Origin of the sequence: Micropruina sp., assembly GCF_047607385.1 — a bacterium.
Classification (GTDB): Bacteria; Actinomycetota; Actinomycetes; order Propionibacteriales; family Propionibacteriaceae; genus Micropruina.
Genome location: NZ_JASGDE010000173.1, coordinates 33,686 through 52,162, shown reverse-complemented (window position 1 = coordinate 52,162; position 18,477 = coordinate 33,686). Strand labels below are relative to the sequence as shown.

At 69.4% G+C, this 18,477-nt stretch carries 18 protein-coding genes and 1 pseudogene; 11 read left to right on the top strand and 8 right to left on the bottom strand.

Features of this window, described 5'->3' with window-relative positions; genetic code table 11:
* The 5 genes and pseudogenes from QM582_RS15605 to QM582_RS15585 form a co-directional block, all read left to right on the top strand.
* On the top strand, nucleotides 1-686 hold a 686-nt coding region (locus tag QM582_RS15605), incomplete at its 5' end, for an ArsB/NhaD family transporter (protein ID WP_415085912.1).
* The gene (locus QM582_RS15600) at nucleotides 683-1,168 is read left to right on the top strand and encodes a universal stress protein (RefSeq protein WP_415085911.1); all 486 of its coding nucleotides are present in this window, start codon (nucleotides 683-685) and stop codon (nucleotides 1,166-1,168) included. The genes QM582_RS15605 and QM582_RS15600, both read left to right, overlap by 4 nt.
* Nucleotides 1,169-1,419: 251 nt before the next feature.
* The gene (locus QM582_RS15595) at nucleotides 1,420-3,447 is read left to right on the top strand and encodes a glucose PTS transporter subunit IIA (protein WP_415085910.1); all 2,028 of its coding nucleotides are present in this window, start codon (nucleotides 1,420-1,422) and stop codon (nucleotides 3,445-3,447) included.
* A gap of 52 nt (nucleotides 3,448-3,499) precedes the next feature.
* Nucleotides 3,500-3,925, top strand: a pseudogene (locus QM582_RS15590) (CAT RNA binding domain-containing protein); the annotation flags it as partial.
* 211 nt (nucleotides 3,926-4,136) lie between these two features.
* Complete coding sequence (locus tag QM582_RS15585; RefSeq protein ID WP_415085908.1) at nucleotides 4,137-4,334, top strand: PRD domain-containing protein; 198 nt, start codon at nucleotides 4,137-4,139, stop codon at nucleotides 4,332-4,334.
* 159 nt (nucleotides 4,335-4,493) lie between these two features.
* Here QM582_RS15585 and QM582_RS15580 read toward each other — a convergent pair whose 3' ends face one another.
* Nucleotides 4,494-4,988, bottom strand: a complete 495-nt coding sequence (locus QM582_RS15580) for a universal stress protein (RefSeq protein WP_415085906.1) — start codon at nucleotides 4,986-4,988, stop codon at nucleotides 4,494-4,496.
* Nucleotides 4,989-5,072: 84 nt separating this feature from the next.
* Nucleotides 5,073-6,941: a universal stress protein gene (locus tag QM582_RS15575; protein WP_415085904.1), complete on the bottom strand. Its 1,869-nt coding sequence runs from the start codon at nucleotides 6,939-6,941 to the stop codon at nucleotides 5,073-5,075.
* 491 nt (nucleotides 6,942-7,432) lie between these two features.
* On the opposite strand from QM582_RS15575, the gene QM582_RS15570 reads away from it, so the two are divergent.
* The gene (locus QM582_RS15570) at nucleotides 7,433-8,638 is read left to right on the top strand and encodes an ROK family protein (RefSeq protein WP_415085903.1); all 1,206 of its coding nucleotides are present in this window, start codon (nucleotides 7,433-7,435) and stop codon (nucleotides 8,636-8,638) included.
* An 18-nt stretch (nucleotides 8,639-8,656) separates the two neighbouring features.
* Here the strand turns inward: QM582_RS15570 and QM582_RS15565 are convergent, their stop codons facing one another.
* The 3 genes from QM582_RS15565 to QM582_RS15555 all read right to left on the bottom strand — a co-directional run bounded on the left by QM582_RS15565 (nucleotide 8,657) and on the right by QM582_RS15555 (nucleotide 11,419).
* Nucleotides 8,657-9,859, bottom strand: coding sequence for an integrase (locus QM582_RS15565; RefSeq protein ID WP_415085902.1), 1,203 nt, complete (start codon nucleotides 9,857-9,859; stop codon nucleotides 8,657-8,659).
* A 338-nt stretch (nucleotides 9,860-10,197) separates the two neighbouring features.
* Complete coding sequence (locus QM582_RS15560; protein ID WP_415085900.1) at nucleotides 10,198-10,446, bottom strand: hypothetical protein; 249 nt, start codon at nucleotides 10,444-10,446, stop codon at nucleotides 10,198-10,200.
* Between the two features lie 43 nt (nucleotides 10,447-10,489).
* Nucleotides 10,490-11,419 (bottom strand): alpha/beta hydrolase, encoded by a 930-nt coding sequence (locus QM582_RS15555; RefSeq protein ID WP_415085898.1) that lies wholly within the window; start codon nucleotides 11,417-11,419, stop codon nucleotides 10,490-10,492.
* A gap of 267 nt (nucleotides 11,420-11,686) precedes the next feature.
* Here QM582_RS15555 and QM582_RS15550 point away from each other — a divergent pair, with 267 nt between their 5' ends.
* A complete protein-coding gene (locus QM582_RS15550) occupies nucleotides 11,687-12,361 on the top strand; it encodes a hypothetical protein (protein ID WP_415085896.1) in 675 nt (224 codons plus the stop codon).
* A 13-nt stretch (nucleotides 12,362-12,374) separates the two neighbouring features.
* Nucleotides 12,375-12,773 carry a hypothetical protein gene (locus tag QM582_RS15545; RefSeq protein ID WP_415085894.1) on the top strand — a complete coding sequence of 133 codons (399 nt, stop codon included), beginning with the start codon at nucleotides 12,375-12,377 and terminating at the stop codon, nucleotides 12,771-12,773.
* 40 nt (nucleotides 12,774-12,813) lie between these two features.
* Here QM582_RS15545 and QM582_RS15540 read toward each other — a convergent pair whose 3' ends face one another.
* On the bottom strand, nucleotides 12,814-14,001 hold the full coding sequence (locus tag QM582_RS15540; RefSeq protein ID WP_415085893.1) for a serine hydrolase domain-containing protein: 1,188 nt from the start codon (nucleotides 13,999-14,001) through the stop codon (nucleotides 12,814-12,816).
* A complete protein-coding gene (locus QM582_RS15535) occupies nucleotides 13,988-14,665 on the bottom strand; it encodes a TetR/AcrR family transcriptional regulator (protein ID WP_415085891.1) in 678 nt (225 codons plus the stop codon). The genes QM582_RS15540 and QM582_RS15535 overlap by 14 nt, the downstream gene beginning before the upstream one ends.
* Before the next feature lie 182 nt (nucleotides 14,666-14,847).
* Here QM582_RS15535 and QM582_RS15530 point away from each other — a divergent pair, with 182 nt between their 5' ends.
* From QM582_RS15530 to QM582_RS15520, 3 genes are all read left to right on the top strand, one after another.
* Nucleotides 14,848-16,248: an amidohydrolase family protein gene (locus QM582_RS15530; protein ID WP_415085889.1), complete on the top strand. Its 1,401-nt coding sequence runs from the start codon at nucleotides 14,848-14,850 to the stop codon at nucleotides 16,246-16,248.
* A gap of 12 nt (nucleotides 16,249-16,260) precedes the next feature.
* The gene (locus QM582_RS15525; RefSeq protein WP_415085887.1) at nucleotides 16,261-16,941 is read left to right on the top strand and encodes a helix-turn-helix domain-containing protein; all 681 of its coding nucleotides are present in this window, start codon (nucleotides 16,261-16,263) and stop codon (nucleotides 16,939-16,941) included.
* Between the two features lie 155 nt (nucleotides 16,942-17,096).
* Nucleotides 17,097-17,450 (top strand): VOC family protein, encoded by a 354-nt coding sequence (locus QM582_RS15520; protein ID WP_415085885.1) that lies wholly within the window; start codon nucleotides 17,097-17,099, stop codon nucleotides 17,448-17,450.
* Nucleotides 17,451-17,593: 143 nt separating this feature from the next.
* Here the strand turns inward: QM582_RS15520 and QM582_RS15515 are convergent, their stop codons facing one another.
* The gene (locus QM582_RS15515) at nucleotides 17,594-18,475 is read right to left on the bottom strand and encodes a type II CAAX prenyl endopeptidase Rce1 family protein (RefSeq protein WP_415085884.1); all 882 of its coding nucleotides are present in this window, start codon (nucleotides 18,473-18,475) and stop codon (nucleotides 17,594-17,596) included.
* Between the last annotated feature and the right edge of the window lie 2 nt (nucleotides 18,476-18,477).

Here is an 18,477-nt window from a genome sequence, read left to right as displayed (position 1 = left end):
TCGAATACCTGGCGTTCCGGCAATTCTTCGGCTCCGACCTGTCCATCCCGGCGACGGATCCGGAGCCGCCGGAGGTGCCGCCGCTGCCGCGGTTCTCGGCGATCGTGCTGGCGCTCACCCTGACCGGCTTCGTCGTCGCCTCACTGCTGGGGATCGAGGCCGCCTGGGTGGCGCTGACCGGTGCGCTGGTGATGCTGATCCGCGCCCTGCGGCTGGGCCAGGTCACCGCCAAGGACGTCCCGGGCTTCGTCAACCTGGGCTTCCTGGCCTTCGTGCTCTCCCTGGGCATCGTGGTCACGGCGGTGGTGCAGGGTGGCCTGGGCACCGCGATCGGCCGGGTCGTGCCGTCCGGGGAATCGCTGCCGGCGCTGTTGCTGTGGGCCGGTCTGGCGGCGTTGCTGGCCAACCTGGTGAACAACCTGCCGGCGGTCCTGGTGCTGCTGCCGTTCGCGGCGGGCTCCGGCGCCGGCGCGGTGCTGGCCGTGCTGATCGGCGTCAACGTCGGACCCAATCTGACCTATGTCGGGTCGCTGGCCACCCTGCTGTGGCGGCGCATCGCCCGGGCCCACGACCACGAGACCCCGATCCAGGAGTTCACCGCGCTCGGCCTGTTGGCCACACCCCTCGCCATCGTCGCCGGGGTGCTGGCACTGTGGGTCTCGCTGGCGATCGGAGGTGCGGCATGAGGATCGCGGTCTGGGTGACCGAGGGGACCTGGCCGGCCTGCGTGGACGCCGCCCGCGAGCTGGCCGGCTCGACGGACGCCGAGTTCATCCTGATCCACGTCCGCGAGGAATCCGGCGGCCCGGCCGATCCCGGTTTCGGCTCGCTGATCGGACGCGGCCGCCGCCGGCACGCCGACCAGGAACTGCGGCGGCTCAGCGAGGAGGCGGCCGGCACCATGCTGGCCCGGGCCGCGCGGCGGCTGGGCGCAGAGCCGCAGGTCCGGCTGGAGTCCGGTTTCCCGGAACGGGTGGTCACCGCCCTGGCCGCACAGGTCGACTACCTGATCGTCGGACGCGACGGCGATCGCAGCCGGCTCGGACCGGCCAGCCTGGGCCGGCACACCCGGTTCGTGATCGACCATGCGCCCTGCCGGGTGCTGCTGATCTGGCCCGGCGACGTCCCGGGTCTGGGTTCGATCCCGCCTCCCCCGCCTGAGCCCTGAGCCGGTGCCGGGCCGCCCCGGGAGCGGGGCCGCGACCCGGGGTCGGCGCCCGTCGCGACACCATCGATTATCCGTCGGGGAAGTTGCTGCGGGCGCCGACGCCTGGTGCTACTGTGCTCGGAGAGCAACGCGCTCTACCAAGGGTTGTTACCCGCCTAGGGGCAAGACCTGAGCTGCATCTAGCGGTGCAACTCGGGTCGTTTTTTGTTTCCGAATAGAGATTTCCCCCAGCTAGTAGACAGGAACCGACAATGGCGTCCACTACAGCCGAACAGATCGTCGAGAAAGTCGGCGGTCCCGGCAACATCACAAGTCTCACCCACTGCGCGACCCGGCTTCGCTTCGAACTGAAGGACGCCGGCCTCGTCGATGCGAAGGCCCTGGACGCCATCCCCGGCGTCCTCGGGTCGGTCCCGCAGAGCGGTGACCGTTACCAGGTGATCATCGGCGGCGCGGTCGCGTCCGTCTACGCCGACATCACCAACCTGCCGTCCATGAAGGGCGGCGCCGCACCTGCGGCCGCAGCGGCCAGCGATGCCGACATCAAGGCCGCCGAACGGGCCAAGGTCCGCGGCAAGGTGGCCTGGCTCGACGCCTTCTTCGAGTACCTCTCGAACGCGTTCCGGCCGCTGCTCGGCGTGCTGCTCGGCTCGTCGCTGATCATCGCCATCGCGGCCGTCCTGGACGCGCTGCATGTCGTCCCGTTCCAGGGTGTCGACCGGCTGACCGCCGCCGGCGCCAGCTGGGTGTTCTGGGACTCCATGTGGCGCTCGGTGCTGTACTTCCTGCCGATCATGGTCGCCTACAACGCGTCCAAGGCGCTCAAGATCGATCCGTGGATCGGCGGCGCGGTGATGGCCGCCATGTTCACCCCGGAGTTCTTGTCGCTGAACGATGCGGTCGACACGATCTGCACCAAGACCGACCTCGGCACCCAGTGCGTGGCGCACATCTTCGGGCTGCCGATGCAGCTCAACGGCTACGGCGGCCAGGTGTTCGTGCCGCTGATCATGGTCGCGGTGCTGGCCCAGTTGCACAAGCTGCTGCAGAAGATCTTCCCGGAGAACCTCCAGATGGTCTTCGTGCCGTTCTTCTGCCTGCTGATCATGGTGCCGATCACCGGCTTCGTCATCGGCCCGCTCAGCATCTGGATCGGCAACGGCCTGGGTGCCGGGCTGGCCTGGTTGAACAACACCGTCCCGCTGCTGTTCGCCGTGCTGATCCCGATGATCTACCCGTTCCTGGTGCCGCTCGGCCTGCACTGGCCGCTGAACGCACTGATGCTGGCCAACATCAGCACCCTGGGCTACGACTTCATCCAGGGCCCGATGGGCACCTGGAACTTCGCCTGCTTCGGCGCCACCGCCGGTGTTCTGGTCGTGGCCAGTCGCGCCAAGGACAACGAGGTGCGGCAGACCGCCATCGGCGCCCTCGCCGCCGGCCTGCTGGGCGGCATCTCGGAACCGTCCCTGTACGGCATCCACCTGCGCTACAAGCGGATCTACCCGCGGATGCTGGTCGGCTGTGCCGTCGGCGGCGTGACGATCGGCATCCTGGGCTGGATGTTCGGCACCGTGAAGGCCTCCACCTTCGCCTTCACCTCGCTGCTCACCATCCCGGTGTTCAGCCCGATGTGGATCTACACCATCGCCATCGTGGCGGCCTTCGTGGTGGCGATGATGCTGGTCATCATCAGCGACTACCGCACCCCGGAGCAGAAGGCCGAGTTCGCGGCCGAGCAGGCTGCGGCGTCCACCCCGGCTCCCAGCGCGGTGACCGTGACCACGGCCGCCCCGGCCGCCGGCAGCGTCGGCACCCTGGTCGCCACACGCACGGTGGCCGCCCCGGTCGCCGGCCAGCTGGTCGCGCTCACCGACGTCAACGACAAGGTGTTCGCCTCCAAGGCGCTCGGTGACGGCGTCGGCATCATCCCCTCCGACGGCCACGTCATCGCACCGGTCGCCGGTGTGCTGATGACGGTTCCGGACAGCGGCCACGCCTTCGGCATCAAGACCGATGACGGCGTCGAGGTGCTGGTGCACGTCGGCATCGACACCGTCCAGCTGGAGGGCAAGGGCTTCGCGCTCGACGTCGCCAAGGACCAGCGGGTCGAGGTCGGAGATCCGCTCGTCACCGTCGACCTGGACGCCGTCAAGGCAGCCGGGTACGACACCACCACGATGATCGTGGTGATCAACACGGCCACCTTGAAGTCGGTCACGCCGGCCGCCCCGGGCGAAGTTTCCCTGGGCGATCCGGTCATCGACATCGAGGCCTGAAAGGAGTCGCCGGTGGCCGTCCCCGCTCGGGGGCGGCCACCGGTGTGAACGCATGGAAATCGTCCGCGTCTTCAACAACAACCTCGTCCTCGCTCTGGACGAGCGGGGGCGCGAGGTCATCCTGACCGGCCGCGGCCTGGGGTTCCAGGCCCGGCCCGGTCATCGGGTGGACGCCAGCAAGGTGGTCCGCACCTTCATCCCGGCCGACGGTCGCGACCCCGATCACCTCGCCGAACTGCTGGCCGGGATCCCGCCCGAGCACATCCAGCTGGTCGGCCAGGCGATCTCGGCGACCGGGCTGGACACGGTGGGCCAGAACCCGGCCGTGGTGATCGCCCTCGCCGACCACGTCAGCTTCGCCATCCGCCGGATCAGCCTGGGCATGGACATCGTCTATCCCCTGCTCGCCGAGGTGAAGCACCTCTACGCCGACGAGTACTTTCAGGCCGAGGCCCTGCTGCGGGCGATCAACGAGCGCAGCGACGTCCAGCTGCCCGGCACCGAGGCGGTCGGTCTGGCGCTGCACCTGGTCAACGCCGGTTTCGCCAACGGCGACCTGTCCTACACCTACCGGATGACCGGGGTGATCCAGCAACTGGTGGCGGTCATCGAACAGGCCTACGGCATCAACCCTGGATTCCGGCAGCGTCAGCGTCGGCCGGTTCATCACCCACCTGCGCTACCTCTTCGTGCGGATCCACAACCACAAGCAGCTCGACTCCGAGCCGACCAGCGTGGGCAACGCGATCCGGGACGCCTTCCCGGACGCCGCCGACGTCGCCGTCCGGCTCTCCGGGGTGCTGGAGTTGCGGCTCGGTGCCGCGCTCACCCCCGACGAGATCGCCTACCTGGCGCTGCACGTGGCCCGGGTGACCAGCGAACGCTGATCACGCCCCGTCATCCTCCCGGCGCCTCCGTTATCCCAGCCCCCGTCATCCCGGCGACCACCGAGATCCCGGGTCGGAGCCCGTACGCAGCAATGTCGCGCCCCGCTCCGCAAGGGAGCGAGGCGCGACATGGGACCGCGTCAGGCGCGGCGGCCTGGTTCAGTTGTCGCTGTCGGACAGTGCCTCATCGGTGGCCGGATGCCCCTGGTTGCTGCCCGGGGTGCGGACCACGACGACGGTACAGGCGGCGTGCGCCGCAACGTGCTGACTCACCGAGCCCAGCAACATGCCCGCGAAGCCACCGATGCCGCGGCTGCCGACCACCAGCAGGTCGGCGTCGTGCGAGGCATCGATCAGTTCCTTCGCAGCGCGCCCGGCGACCACCCGCGGACGGACCAGCACCCCCGGGTCCTCCCCGAGTTCCTCACGAAGGATCGAGAGCAACTCCTTCTCGGCGATCGAGGCCTGATCGGCATCGTCGAACTCCGGGTTGTAGGTGGACGCCGACCCGGCGGGCGGCGGCGTCACCTGTCGCCAGGTCATCAACGCGGTCAGTTCCGCATTCTGCGCCAGCGCCACGTCATAGGCCCACTGCAGGGCGGCGCGACTGCTCTGCGAGCCGTCGACCCCCACAACGAGGTTCTTCCATTTCATTTCTTGATCTCCTCCATGTCTGTGCAACTGCTGGGTGGAAGCCGTCCGCCGGGTAGCCGAAGGCCGCCCGGCGAACGAACGCGGTCAGCGCAACCCCGCGCCACCCGCGACCACGGAGCCGTCGTCGTTGGTCTGCACGATCATCACGTTGCACACTGCGTGCTTGACGATCTCTCGCGGCACCGCGCCCAGCGCCTCGCCGCTGGCCGCCCCCAACCCTCGGTTGCCGACCACGATCAGGTTGTTGGGATCGTTGCCTGCGGCCTCCAGCACGGCATGCGCCGGGCTGCCGGGGATGGTGTGGGTCTCGATCCGCTTGAATCGCTGTTTGGTGAGCTCGTGCACCGATGCGTCGACCGCCGCCTTTGCCGCGGCTTCGCCGTACAGGTCGCGGTGTTCGTTCTCGCCCGGCTTCGCGAGCCCGGCCGAGACGTCCGGGTTGTAAGCGGAGACGACCACCAGGCGCGCCTCCGCGGCCGCCGCCAGACCGGCGGCGTGGCCAACGGTCGCCAGCGATGCCGGGGTGCCGTCCGAACCGACGATCACGCGCTTGTAGACCGAGGTGATCCGACGCGGTGAGCCCAGCGGCATGATCGGCGACTCCTCGTCGGCGGTCGGTGCGTTCACCCACATCGCCGCGACGCCGCCGAGAGCGAACAGCACGCCGCAGAAGGTCATCGCGTTGCCCGGGTCGTTGCCCAGCAGATGCTCGTAGATCCAGCCGAAGGTCAGGGTCTGCACCAGCTGCGGCACCACGATCATCATGTTGAGGATGCCCAGGTAGACGCCGATGCGCGCCTTGGGCACCATCGAGGTGGCCATCACGTAGGGCAGCGACGCAATGCTCGCCATCGCGACGCCGTAACCGATCAACGGCAGGAACATCAGGTAGCGGTCGGCGACGTGCGGGAAGATCGAGAAGCCGACGCCCGCGATCAGCAGGCACGCCGAGTGGACGCGCTTGGCGCCGAAACGCACCGCGATCGGAATCAGCGCCAGCGAGACCAGCAGCTGGACGATCGAGCTCCACGCGTTGGCCAGGCCTGTCCAGCCGACAGCTGCTTGGTAGGCGGCGTCCTCCGGTCCGGCGTTGAATACGGTCTTACCGATCGCCAAGGAGGCGAACTGCCACCAGATGAACAGGCCGTACCACTGGAATGCGTAAACCAGGCCGAGCTTGTGCATGCCGACCGGCATTTCTTTCACAGCACTGGCGATCTCGGCGACGATGGCGACCGGGCTGGCGCCCTGGCTCTTCATCTTGGCCAGTTCTTCGTCGGTCGGCGGGATCTCCTTCGTCACGGTCGCGGAGATCATCACGGTGATCAGCGCGCAGGCTGCGCCGGTCCAGAACACCGCCGGAACCCAGTGCGGGATGCCCGACTCGGACGCCCCCTGCACCAGCGCCTGGAAGCCGAACAGGGCGACGTTGGCGACGATGCCGCCGGCCGCGCCCAGCATGGCCTGGAGCAGGAAGCCCTGGGTGCGCTGGGAGAGCCGCAGCTTTCCGGCGATCAGCGCTTTGTAGGGCTCGGCGGCGGTGTTGTTACCGGCGTCCATCGCCCACAGCAGCACCACCGCCATCCACACGGCCGAGACGAACGGGAACAAGAACAGGCACAGCGCGGCGAGAATGCAGCCCGCGACGATGTAGGGACGGCGCTGGCCGAACTTCGGATGCCAGGTGCGGTCGCTCAACACGCCGATCATCGGCTGGATGAGCAGGCCGGTCATCGGGCCGGCCAGGTTGAGAATGGGCAGCGAAGCAGGGTCGGCGCCCATCATCGCGAACAACGGATTGATCGCGGTCTGTTGCAGACCGAAAGCAAAAGACGTACCGAATCCACCCAGATTCATCAAGAGGATGGTCTGGGTGGAGAGTAGCGGCTTTCTCTGGTCCTCGGGGTCGGCGAGATCCGCCTCCGCGATCTTGTCCCTGGTCAGGGTCGTCATCCATGTCTCCTCGGCGTTGATGGTCCAGGACGCCGCGAAGGTTAGCACGATGTTACAGGGCGATGAAAGGTTCGCCTTACCACCACGAATGGTCCTCCGCAGCTCAACCCATCAAGTGACAGGTGTCGCTGCTCGCCGCTCGTCGACTGCGCACCGAACGAACGTCTCGCGACTCCCGGCATGCCTCACTTTGAATGCACGCGAGGCCTCTGCGCATGCCTCACCAACAAATGTACGCGGGTAACAACCTGCCTGGTCAGACAACACGGTTCAGCGCCGCGCATGCCTCACTAAAGAATGCACGGGATGAGGCTGGGTGACAACCAAATGATCTGCGGTCTGATGGGCGATCACCCCGGTGGAATCTCCCCGGATTCGGGCTGTCGCCAATCAATCATGCGGCGCAGGCAGATGCCTGCCGACGTCCGCGAGCCCGTTCCTGTCACCTCAACCATCCGCCGGCCAGCGCCGCTCCCGGTACACTCGCGCCCGTGCCCGTCCGTTCCGCCAGGTCGCCGCGGATGATGCGGCGGATGAACTGGGAAGCGGTGCTGCGCTACGCCCTCGACACCGACGAGTTCACCGCGGCAGACATGATGCGCGCGACGGGCCTGACCCGCGCCACCGTGCTGGACGTCTGCGCCGATCTGGCGTCCAGAGGCTGGCTGGAGGAGCTCTCCGACCCCCAACTGCCGTCCACCGGCCGGCCCGGACGCCCCTCGCGGCACTATCGGCTGCCCACCAGTGCCGGACTTCTCCTCGGGCTGGACGCCGGAGAACACCGATTCCGAGCGATGGTCACCGACCTCCGCGGCCGACAGCTGGGCGCTCGCGAACTGCTTCTCCCGGCACCGTCCGGGTCCGGACCGGAGCGACTGTCAGCGGCCTCCGCTCTGGCAGCCGAGCTGTTGGACGAGGTCGGGGCCGACCCCGGCGAGGTCCTGGTCAGCGTCGTCGGCGTGCCTGCCCCGGTCGACGGCGAAGGCCGATCACCAGCCCACGACAAGGGCTTCTGGAGCTTGATGAACCCGGGATTCGGCACCGCACTGCCGGGACGGGTCAGCGTCGAGAACGACGCCAACCTCGCCGCCGTCGCGGAACGGGCTCAACTGGACACCGCAGGCAATATGGCCACGCTGCTGTCCGGTGAACGGTTGGGCGCCGGGTTGATCGTGGACGGACGCCTGCTGCACGGCGCCCGCGGCGGAGCCGGCGAGTTGCACGCCCTGGACATCGTCGCGGGCGCCGGCTCACCGGACGGGCTCGCCGCGCTGGCCCGCACCTGGGCGCTCGAGCTGTTCACCGATCAGCCCGCGGCGCGGCACGGGGTCCCGCCACCCAACGGCACCGTCGACGCCGCCTGGGTGTTCCAGGCCGCAGAGCGGGGCATTCCCGGTGCAGAGCAGATCGTCGTGCGTCTGGGCAGCCGGCTGGCGCGCGTGGCGATGATCCTGGCCAGCCTGCTCGACGTCACCACGATCGTGGTGGCCGGCGCAATCGCGGCGTCCATCGAACCCGTCCTGCGGGTCGCGCGCGAGCAACTGGACGCCGACTACCCTCCCCCGGCACCCGAGATCCTGGCCAGCTCGCTGGGCGGCGACGTGGTGGTGCTCGGCGCCATCGAGCGCGCCCGCCACCTGCTGCGGGCCGACCCGCTCGGCTTCGTCCCACCACACCCGGCGCCGCCATCCGACTGAGCGGGCGCCCGCCGACGATCAGCAGGCGGGCCGTGCGGCGTCCGGTGCGGCAGTGTCGTGGAGCTCGCTTTGAACCTGCAGTTCATGCTGAAGCCGCTCAATGTGGCGGGCGATCTGGGCGGGGTTCAGCCCGGCGTGTTGCTCGGCCATCAGGGCGCGGTCCGCCGGCGCGAGACCGGGTTGCTCCAGGAGCCTGCGATAGGGGGTGCGAGGACGGTCGTAGATCCGCTTGCGCCCGGCGTCCGACACCACCCAGCCCACGGCCTTGATGCACGGCAGGAGGTGGTTTCGACGAGCGGCGCTCAGCTCCCAGAGTTGATCAAGCAGCAGCCGTTCGGTGCCGGTGCGGTAGCGGACCCGGGACGCCTGCCGGACACTCCGTTCCGCTCGGCGTTTCTCGGTGTCGGAGAGCCCGTCGCCCCGATCCTGGGCACCCACCACCAGATCGACGGCCCTGGCGTCCGCCCAGCAAGCCAGCGCTCGGCAGATCACGTCGTCGGCTCTCGTCGCCACCACCATGCCTTGGAGTGGCAACGGGACGCTGTCGGCGATCCAGTCCATGGCGGCCACGACATCCCGAACCGACTCGTTGGAGGCGGTCCGCAACTGGGTCCAGCCGGTCACCGGGTCGGTCGCTATCAAGGTCCACAGGAAATCGCCGGTGAGGTGGTCGCCGCAGTGGGCGACCGCCTTCAGCTCCAGAAAGCCGGCGGTGAGCGGGGTCTCGGCGGCAACCTGGGTATGGCACGGCGGACCCAGAATCTGGCCCAGATTGGGCACGTCCGGGCACGCCGGACGGACGTCCCCCCGGTACGGCTTCAGGTAGCGGTCGATGGTCGCCGCCGACATGGCTCGCACCTCGTCCAGCACCTCCGGACTGAGCCGTGCAGCGACCCGATCGAGTTCGGCGAAGCGGAGCAGCCGGTTCAGGGTGTCGTCCATCACCGCGGCCAGATACTTGCCAGCGGGCCGGCCGGCGAGGCGCCAGACCTCCTGCAACACCACCAGGGCGTCGTCGGAGTACTTTCTCGGCTTCGGCTTACGGGGTCGCGGATCGCTGCCGCGAAGATCGAGGGCTGCCTCACGGATCGCTCGCCGGGCATGGTCCCGGGTCCAGCCCGTTGTCGCGGAGAGCCCGTCCAGCAACTCGCCCTTGTGGGCCTTGTCGGCCCGCGCGTAGCTGCGGGCGAACTGCTTGGTGACCTCGTGACGTCCCGACAATCACAACCTCCACGTCCCACCCGCGCGACCAGGGCAGTCACGCGAGTCCTTCGATGTGCGGCGCGCGCATCGACGGGCGCCGTTCGCGAGGCCGTCGCGCCGGAACAGCAGCAACCACCCTCGGATTAATATAGAGTCTATAACAATCCGCTGGGTGTCAACCGGCTGACATCGCCGGCGCGGTCATCCGGCGCCGGACACGGCTCTGGAGGCATCGGTCCGGACGCTCCGCAGCCGAGCGCGGTGGACGAGAGCTCGCCGATCCCGCTGGCCCGGGGCGTCGACCTGTCAGCGCAGCCGATCGCGCTCGCGGATCAGGTCAGCGCGCCGCTGCGAGGTCAACAGGTCGGGGCGCGGAGGTCGACCGTGGCACCCGCGATCGAGAGCTTCCCGCTCGGGTCGCACGCTTCGACCATGCCGCTGACCAGCATCATCAGGCTGAGCGGATCGTCCTGCCGCAGGGCCGCCCGGAGTTGCTGGAACAGGCCCTGCTGTTCGGCGGCGTGCTCGACCGGCGGCGGGTCCGGCACCGGCCGCAGATGCCGGCGCCGCGAGGGCGGACGGTTCGGGACGTGGCGTCTGTTCATCGCGGCCAGCCTATGGTCCGATCGCGGCGACCGGGCCGAAGGATCAGAGCTTCTCGGCGAAGAACGGGATGACCCACTTCAGCGCCTCCTCCGCACCGACCGGCTGGTCGTACAGGTCGTAGTGCGAGACGCCCTCGAGAACGAGCAGTTCCTTGTCCTTGGACGCCGCCCGCTGATGGATCTCCAGGCCGTCGCGGTAGGCGCCGAACGCGCCCTGCTTGTCGCCGACCACCACCAGCAGCGGCTGGTCCAGCAGCTGCTCGGCGAGGTTGAAGGCGTCCCAGCCCAGCGCGGACGCGCCGTGCGCGGCCTCGAACAGCACGCAGCCGTTCGCCGCCTGGCCACGATCGGTGCGGTAGTAGTCGAAGGCCTCGACGATGTCGATGTCGCCGATCTGCGCGGCCACCTCGGCGCTCGGCGGCAGCATGCCGTTCTGGACGCCGTCGGCCCCACGCGCCTCGGCGGTGCGCTGAGCGCCGATGCCCTGCAGCGCGGCCAGCAGGCCCTCGCCGGTGGTGTCCCGCATCATCCGGCCGAAGTTCACGCCGGTGATCGAGACGACCGCCTTGAACCGCTTCTCGGTCATCGCGACGTTGAGGGTGTAGCCGCCACCGCCGCAGACGCCGAGCACGCCGATCCGGTCGCCGTCGACGTAGGGCAGGGTGACCAGGTAGTCGACCACGCGACGGAAGTCCTCGACGCGCTGCGCCGGATCCTCCAGGAAACGCGGGGTGCCGCCGCTGGCGCCCTGGAAGCTGGCGTCGAAGGCGATGGCGATGTTGCCGGCCTCAGCCAGCGCGGTGGCGTAGATGTTGCCCGAGGTCTGGTCCTTGCAGCTGCCGATCGGGTGCGCGCAGACGATCGCCGGGTAGCTGGCGGTCTCGTCGAAGCCGGGCGGGAAGTAGATGTCGGCCGCGATGTCCCAGTACATGTCGGGGTTGCGGAAGGTCACGTGCTTGATGTCCGACGCCATGTCGTCCTCTCATCGAAGGGGGTTGCGGGGCCGATGGAGGCCCCAGTCCGTTCCAGTCTCGCCGACCGGGAGGATCCGAACCAGAGACAGATCCGTCCCAGGCTGGCTCACCCCGAGGGCGCCGTCGATGCCGTCCGGCTCCCCCAGCAACCCCACGCACGGTGTGTCTTCGCGAAAATATGAGCTCCATGGACAACGTGCGTTGGGAATCTGCGGCATCGAAGTAGGTGTTGCCTCGAGGCGGCCCCGGCCTTCATCATCCAAGGTATGAAGATCAAGGGCACCCTCGCGGATGAACAGAGATGGTCGCTCGCGAGCACTGCAACCACTCTCTACGACAACGCCGTCAGCACTCTGACGACGCCAGCCACGGCCCCCGGGGACCTTCAAGTCGCGATCGAAAGGGTGCTAGCGGCTGCCTCGAGGGCAGCGGAATCAGGAACCACAGCGGATTTCGAATCCGCGGCAGCGACAGCCGCAGCCGCCATGGATGCCGCCTGCGCAGCGAACGCCGAGGACGAGACGCAGGAAGCCCTGAAAATCCTATACACGCAGGCCGTTACTAAGGCAGCCACTCAAGACGACCTGGAGAATGTTCGAAAGCAGGCTGCCGGCTGGTCGACTACGGTGACCGCCGCACTGGGCGTGTTCTCGGTCAGCGGCTTGGTCTTGGGCAAGGACGTCGTCAACACGGTCGTCGCCGATCGAATGCCGCTGTTCGTCTTGTTGGCCGTCGTCGCCGCGGCATGCGCGGTCGCGGCGATACTCAGTTCATCGATGGCCACCCATGGCTGGCCCGGCCATCCGCGCGAGCCCAGCGACTTGGCCGGGCAGCTCCAAGCGATCAAAGGGGCCGTGTTCTGGATGCGGTTCTCGGTCTGGGTGTCAGGCGCTGCCGTCCTCCTCCTGATGATGGCCCTCGGGACAGCATGGTTACCCTGAAAGGAGAATCACGATGGCCGACGATGAGATCTTGAACCAGGTCCGGGCACAGGCGGCGGGGTGGTCAACGGCCATCACGGCGGCGCTCGGCGTGTTCTCGATCAGCGGCTTGGTTTTCGCAAAGGGGGCAATCAGCGCAGCCGCGGGCAAGGACGGTCGTCTATGGTGCTTCGTTGCTTTCGCCGCACTGGGAGTGTTGGCTGCACTGGTGGCCATCGGATTCTCGGCCGTCGCGTCATATGGCTGGCCCAAGCTCGGCCGGAAGAAGCATCCGAACTATGGTGCAGCGGTGACTCGCCAGCGGGAACGTGCCATCGAGGCCGCGAGGCATGGGATGCAGATCTCATTATGGGCAGCAATCGGCGCCATAGCGTTCATGGCAGGTGCAGCGGGGGTCGCCTGGTGGCCGTAGGCGCCGAGATCTCGGGCACGGGTCACCCGGCCCGAGCCGTTCAGCGCCGAGTGGGGAACGACTCGGCGATCGCTCGCATCGCGTCCACGGTCTCGATCTCGTCCTGCTCGGTGCCGTGATCGCTGAGCTTCACGATCACCGTGCGGGCGTCCGGGTCGATGTAGATGTACTGGCCGTTGACGCCGATCGCGGTGAAATCGCCGTTGCTGCTCGGGGCATGCCACCACTGCGCCGAGTAGCCCCATCCGGCCAGCGGCAGCCGGCTCGGGGTGGAGATCCGCCGGATCCAGGCGGCGGGAACCACCTGGGTGCCGCGGACCCGTCCCCCGTCCAACACCAGCTGGCCGATCCGGGCGAAGTCTCGTGCGGTGGCGTTGAGGCAGCAGAACCCCTTCTCGATGCCGTCGGGGCGGTCCAGGTTCCAGGTCGCGCCCGTCTCGGCACCGATCGGCGTCCAGAGGTCTTCGGAGAGGATCTGCGACAGTGGCCGGCCGTCGACCCGGGCCAGGATCATCGACAGCAGCTGCGGGTCGACGCTGCGGTACTCCGCCCGGCTGCCGGGCGCGAAGGCGAGTTCCCGGTGATCGGCGAGATAGCCGGGCAGGTCGGTGCTGAGCAGCAGCCGGGCCGTGCCGGTGAACGGCCACCACGGGTTGTAGTTCTCGGAGACGTCGATGCCGGACGCCATGTCGAGCAGGTCGCCGACGGTGACCTCGTCGTAGCCGCCGCCGGTGCGGAACTCCGGCAGCAGGTCGACCAGCCGGTCCTGCTCGGAGAGGTCGCCGCGTCCGATGGCCTGCCCGACCAGCAGCGACACCACCGATTTGGCCACCGACCAGGACGCCAGCCGGCTGCTCTCGGTGACACCGTCGTCGTACCACTCGTGGACGAGCTTTCCGTCGTGCAGCACCACGAAGGCGCGGGTGTGGGTCAGGCCGAGCATCTCCGGCACGGCGATGGACGAGCCCTTCCACGGCACGGTCGCCGGGAGTCGGCGTCCGGTGTCGCGGTCGAATGCCGCGACCGGTCCCGAGGAGATCACCGGACGGGAGGCGAAGGCGCTCCCCTGCGCCGACGGTTCGGTGGTCTGCAGCCGGATCAGGTCGGGCGGCGAGGGCAGCCGGAGCAGTCCGGTGGCGCCGAACGCCAGCCCGACCAGGACACCGAGAGCGACGCCGGTCTTCACGGTGCGGCGCAGCCAGCGGCGTCCGGGCTCAGCGGGTCGCATGACCGTCCCCTTCCGCGGGTCGCTCGGCAACGGTCCGGACGGCGATCGCCAGCGCTGCCAGCAGCCCCTCCAGGACCTCGTCGTCGGTGACGGCCGCCAGTGCGTGCACGTGGTCGGCGATCGCCGGGTGGGTCTGTGCGGACGCGGTCGCATAGGTGCCCATCCAGGCCTGTTGGTCGCGGCGGCGGATCTCGTCGGTGAGCAACGCTCGCCCGGCCCGCATCCCGGCGTAGCTGAGCACGGTGTCGGCCAGGATGCGCTGCTGGCGTCCGACCTGGTCGTGCGGCACGCCGGCCTCGCGAAGGGCGCGCAGGGTGAACTCCACCGTCGCCAACTCCCCCGGACCCTGGGTGGTGCGACTCGCGATCACCGCGCCGATCTGCGGATGGTCGACGAAGGTGGCGACCACGGCGCGGGCCAGCGCCATCATCCGCCGTTCGGGGTCGAGGCCGTCCGGGACCGCGGCCAGCGCAAGCTCCAGCAGCCGATCGCCGACCGCGCGCAGCAGGGCGTCCTGGTCCGGGAAGTGCCGCCAGACCGCCGAGCGGTCCACCCCGAGCTCGTCACCGAGCACCCGCCCGGTCAGCGGGCCGGCGTCCGGCCGGGCGGCGATGGCGACCGCGGCGTCCACGATCATCGCCGGGGACAACAGTCGTCGAGACATGTAGTCGATGATGTCATCACTGATGACATCGTGTCGAGCGGCGCACCGGAACGATCCGCCGCGGCGATGGCGGGCTCAGCTGCTCGGAGCCCGTGGCCCGATCCCCGGACGATGTGGCAGCCTGGCGACGGAGCGTCCTCGTCCACCCGACGTCGTCGACGCTTCCGGAGAGGCAGGAAGCCGTGAGCCTGGTGCTGTCGAACGCCAACGTCGTCGATGTCGAGGCCGGCACGGTCGGACGCGGCCTCGCCGTCGTGCTGGACGGCGACCGGATCGCCGCGCTGACCACGGATCCGCCGTCCTCCGCGCAGACCGTCGACGTCGCCGGCGGCTACCTCGTCCCGGGCTTCAACGACATGCATGCGCATCCGCTGGAACTGGCCGACCCGTCCGGCGCGCACCAGCTCATGCTCGCCTTCGGCATCACCGGCTACCGGCAGATGTCGGGATCGGCGGCGCTGCTCACCAAGCGGCGGGCCGGGGTGTTCGCCGACGGTCCGGACGCCCCGACGCCGCTGCTGCTGCCGGGTGCCCTGCTCAGCCCGCTCAACGCCGGTGACGCCGATCGGGTGCGCGCGACGATCCGCGCCCAGCATGGGCAGGGTGCCGACTTCGTCAAGATGGGCATGGTGGACGGCGCGGTCTACCCGGCCGCACAGGACGAGGCGAACCGGCTCGGCATTCCGCTCGGCGGGCATCTGCCGCCCACCACCATGGCCGAGGACGCCGCTGCCGCCGGCATCTCCTTCATCGAACACCTCGGCCCCGGCCTCGGGCTGCTCGCCTCCTGCGCCGCCGACCCACAGGCGATCCGGGACGCGCTGGCCGCGGTCCCCGGTTTGCGACTGCCCAGCCTGCGGCTCCCGTTCATCGACCGGCTGTTCGCGGTGCTGCTGGCCCGGATCGTGGTGAATCCGCAATTGCGGACGGCACCCGCCATGGTCGCGGTGATGCGCACCGCCCTGGACGGCTACAGCGACGAACGGGCCGCGGCTCTGGCCGAGGTGCTGGCGGCGCACCGAACCTGGCAGTGCCCGACGCTGATCCGGGAGAAGACCAACGAGTGCGGGGACGATCCGGACTGGGCCGCGCAGGACGAGTTGCGCTTCGTCTCGGCGAAGACCCGCACGCTGTGGGACGCGACGGCGGGGAAGGCTCGCGCTCTGCCGGCGGAGAACCGGGCGGTGTTCCATGACCTGTACGCGGCGCAGCGACGGCTGACCGCGGTGCTCGCGGACGCCGGGGTGCCGATGCTGGCCGGCAGCGACGTGACCGGCGCCTCCTGGGAGGTTCCGGGAGCCAGCCTGCACCGGGAGTTCGACGAGTTGGCTGCCGCCGGGCTGGGCCCGCTGCAGGTGCTGCGCGCGACCACGTCCGCGGCGGCGAGGTTCGCGGGACGCGCCGACCTGGGTGCCGTGCAGCCGGGACGCCGGGCCGACCTGGTGCTGCTGGGCGAGGATCCGACCCGCTCGGTCGCCGCGCTGCACGACGTCGTCGGCGTCATCCGGCACGGCCGCTACCGCGACGCCGCCGAGCTGGCGGCGATCAAGGATCGGCTGGCCCGTACCCGAACCGCCGCCTGAGGGAGCGAACCGGTGCCTGACTACGCGACTTGGCACGGACCCGCGACAGCTGCGGTGCTGTGGCGGGTGCGATCGACGGCGACCACCCAGCACATCGCTCCGGACGGCGTCCTGGACCTGATGTGGTTCGACGGTCGCTTCATGGTCGCCGGCGCCGACACCAGCACCATGGTGGTCGCGACCCGTCCCGACCGGATCACCTGGGGACTTCAGTTCGCACCCGGCGTGGCCCAGGCCCTGCTCGGATTGCCGGTCAATGAGCTGACCGACCGCCGCGTCGAGCTGTCGGAGTTGGTGCGGGTGCCGGCGAACATCCGCGCCGAGGGTGATGTGCCCGCGGCACTCGAACGGGTCTTCGTCGCACTGTGGCGCCGCGCCGATCCCGACCGCTCGCTGCTCCGGCTGGCGGCGTCCGTGGACCGGGCGGCCCGGGCCGGACTCACCGTGCGGGAGATGGCCGAGATGCACGACATCTCGGAACGCTCGCTGCACCGGATCGGCACCGCACTCTTCGGCTATTCACCCAAGACGCTGATGCAGATCCATCGCTTCCAGCGCGCCCTTGGCATGATCCACCAGGGAACGCCGCTGGGTGCCGCAGCCGCCGCTGCCGGCTACGCCGATCAATCCCACCTCAGCCGGGAGACCAAACGCTTCACCGGGCAGACCCCTGCCGAACTGAGGTCGGCCTAGGCTGCGTTCCCCGTTCCACGGACGCGCCACTCCGTTGCCTCCAACCGTCCTGCCCGCTCAGCTGCCACGGCGGGTTGGCCGATTCGTACAAGAACACCACCGGACTCGCCCTGCACCATGGGCTGCCAGCGGAACCGACGGAGGAGTTGACCCGAATGCCACATCACCACCACGCCATCGACTATGTCGAACTGAACGCACCCGACCTGGCCGCCGCCCGACGCTTCTACGGTGCCGCCTTCGGCTGGGAGTTCAACGACTACGGCCCGGACTATGCCGGCATTCGTGGGCCGGAACCGGACGCCGAGAGCGGCGGCCTGACACCGGACGGACCGGCGAACCCCCTGGTCATCCTGTACTCCGATGACGTCGACACCTCGCTGAGGGCGGTGGTCGACGCCGGCGGGACGATCCTCACCGGGCCCTACGATTTCCCCGGCGGACGACGCTTCCACTTCTCCGATCCGGCGGGCAATGAACTGGCGGTCTGGGGACCGGCAGCACGCTGACTGCCACCGAACCGGGCCGGACGCACCCGGAAAGGTCCCACGATTCCGACAACCCACCGGATAGCGACAACGTGCCGCGGAATCGACAGGCTTGCCCGAAACCGAAACCGGCGCGCCGTCGGGATTCCCGCCGCGCGCCAACCTCAGGGCACCGGGGTGAACACCGCCGACACCGCCAACAGCACGCCGTGCACGATCCCGGACGCCACGAAGCTGCCACCCTTGGCCCGGACGTAGCCGAACAGCAGGCCGGCGACCGCCGTCCACAGCGCCCAACCGCCCTGCCCGGCACCGACCGGCGACAGGAAGTGGGCCAGTCCGAAGATCAGCGACGCCAGCACCCAGCCCCAGCCCAGGTCGGCGCCGAAGACGCGCCAGGGCCGTCCGAACGCCTGGTCGAGCCGGGTCTGCACGATGCCGCGGAAGACCAGCTCCTCCCCCGGCCCGACCACCAGCAGGCCGATCAGCACGCGCGACACCAGCGGGGCCGCATCGGCGGTCAGCAACGCCGCCACCAACCCAGCCGCCAGCACGCCCGCGGCCACCGTCAACTGAGCGCCGGTGAGCGAATCGGCGCTGGTCGGACGGAGTTTGCGAAGCACCAGACCGGTGAGCGGCAGGGACACCGCGTACACCCCGGCCAGGACCAGGCCGCCGGCCCAGTCGAACGGCGTCCAGCCCAGCATCCCCAGCAGCGGGAACGCCAGCCCGCTCGCCGGACCGACCACCACCAGCGCGGTCAACCCGGCCTCGGCGGGGCGTCCGATGTCACCGAAGGTCACACCGAGCCGCCCCGGGCGCCAACCGAGCAGTCGCACCACCAGCAGCGGAACGATCATCAGGGCCAGGATCTGCACCAGCCACAGCCCGCCGAAAGTGTCCCGCTCCCACGGCGCCCATCCGGGGGTCCGGCTGGCGATCCACATCGTGCCCAGCACGGCGACGAAGACCGCCGACACGTCCGCCATCGCCCGTGCCGGTGACCCGCGTCCGGCTTGCTGCGGTTCGCCGTCGACCGACTGCATAT

Coding starts and splice junctions, on each gene's coding strand:
- QM582_RS15540 (WP_415085893.1), bottom strand. CDS start 14,001: ATGCGACCCGCTGAGCCCGGACGCCGCTGGCTGCGCCGCACCGTGAAG.
- QM582_RS15595 (WP_415085910.1), top strand. CDS start 1,420: ATGGCGTCCACTACAGCCGAACAGATCGTCGAGAAAGTCGGCGGTCCC.
- QM582_RS15600 (WP_415085911.1), top strand. CDS start 683: ATGAGGATCGCGGTCTGGGTGACCGAGGGGACCTGGCCGGCCTGCGTG.
- QM582_RS15560 (WP_415085900.1), bottom strand. CDS start 10,446: ATGAACAGACGCCACGTCCCGAACCGTCCGCCCTCGCGGCGCCGGCAT.
- QM582_RS15580 (WP_415085906.1), bottom strand. CDS start 4,988: ATGAAATGGAAGAACCTCGTTGTGGGGGTCGACGGCTCGCAGAGCAGT.
- QM582_RS15555 (WP_415085898.1), bottom strand. CDS start 11,419: ATGGCGTCGGACATCAAGCACGTGACCTTCCGCAACCCCGACATGTAC.
- QM582_RS15520 (WP_415085885.1), top strand. CDS start 17,097: ATGCCACATCACCACCACGCCATCGACTATGTCGAACTGAACGCACCC.
- QM582_RS15515 (WP_415085884.1), bottom strand. CDS start 18,475: ATGCAGTCGGTCGACGGCGAACCGCAGCAAGCCGGACGCGGGTCACCG.
- QM582_RS15550 (WP_415085896.1), top strand. CDS start 11,687: ATGAAGATCAAGGGCACCCTCGCGGATGAACAGAGATGGTCGCTCGCG.
- QM582_RS15535 (WP_415085891.1), bottom strand. CDS start 14,665: ATGTCTCGACGACTGTTGTCCCCGGCGATGATCGTGGACGCCGCGGTC.
- QM582_RS15545 (WP_415085894.1), top strand. CDS start 12,375: ATGGCCGACGATGAGATCTTGAACCAGGTCCGGGCACAGGCGGCGGGG.
- QM582_RS15575 (WP_415085904.1), bottom strand. CDS start 6,941: ATGACGACCCTGACCAGGGACAAGATCGCGGAGGCGGATCTCGCCGAC.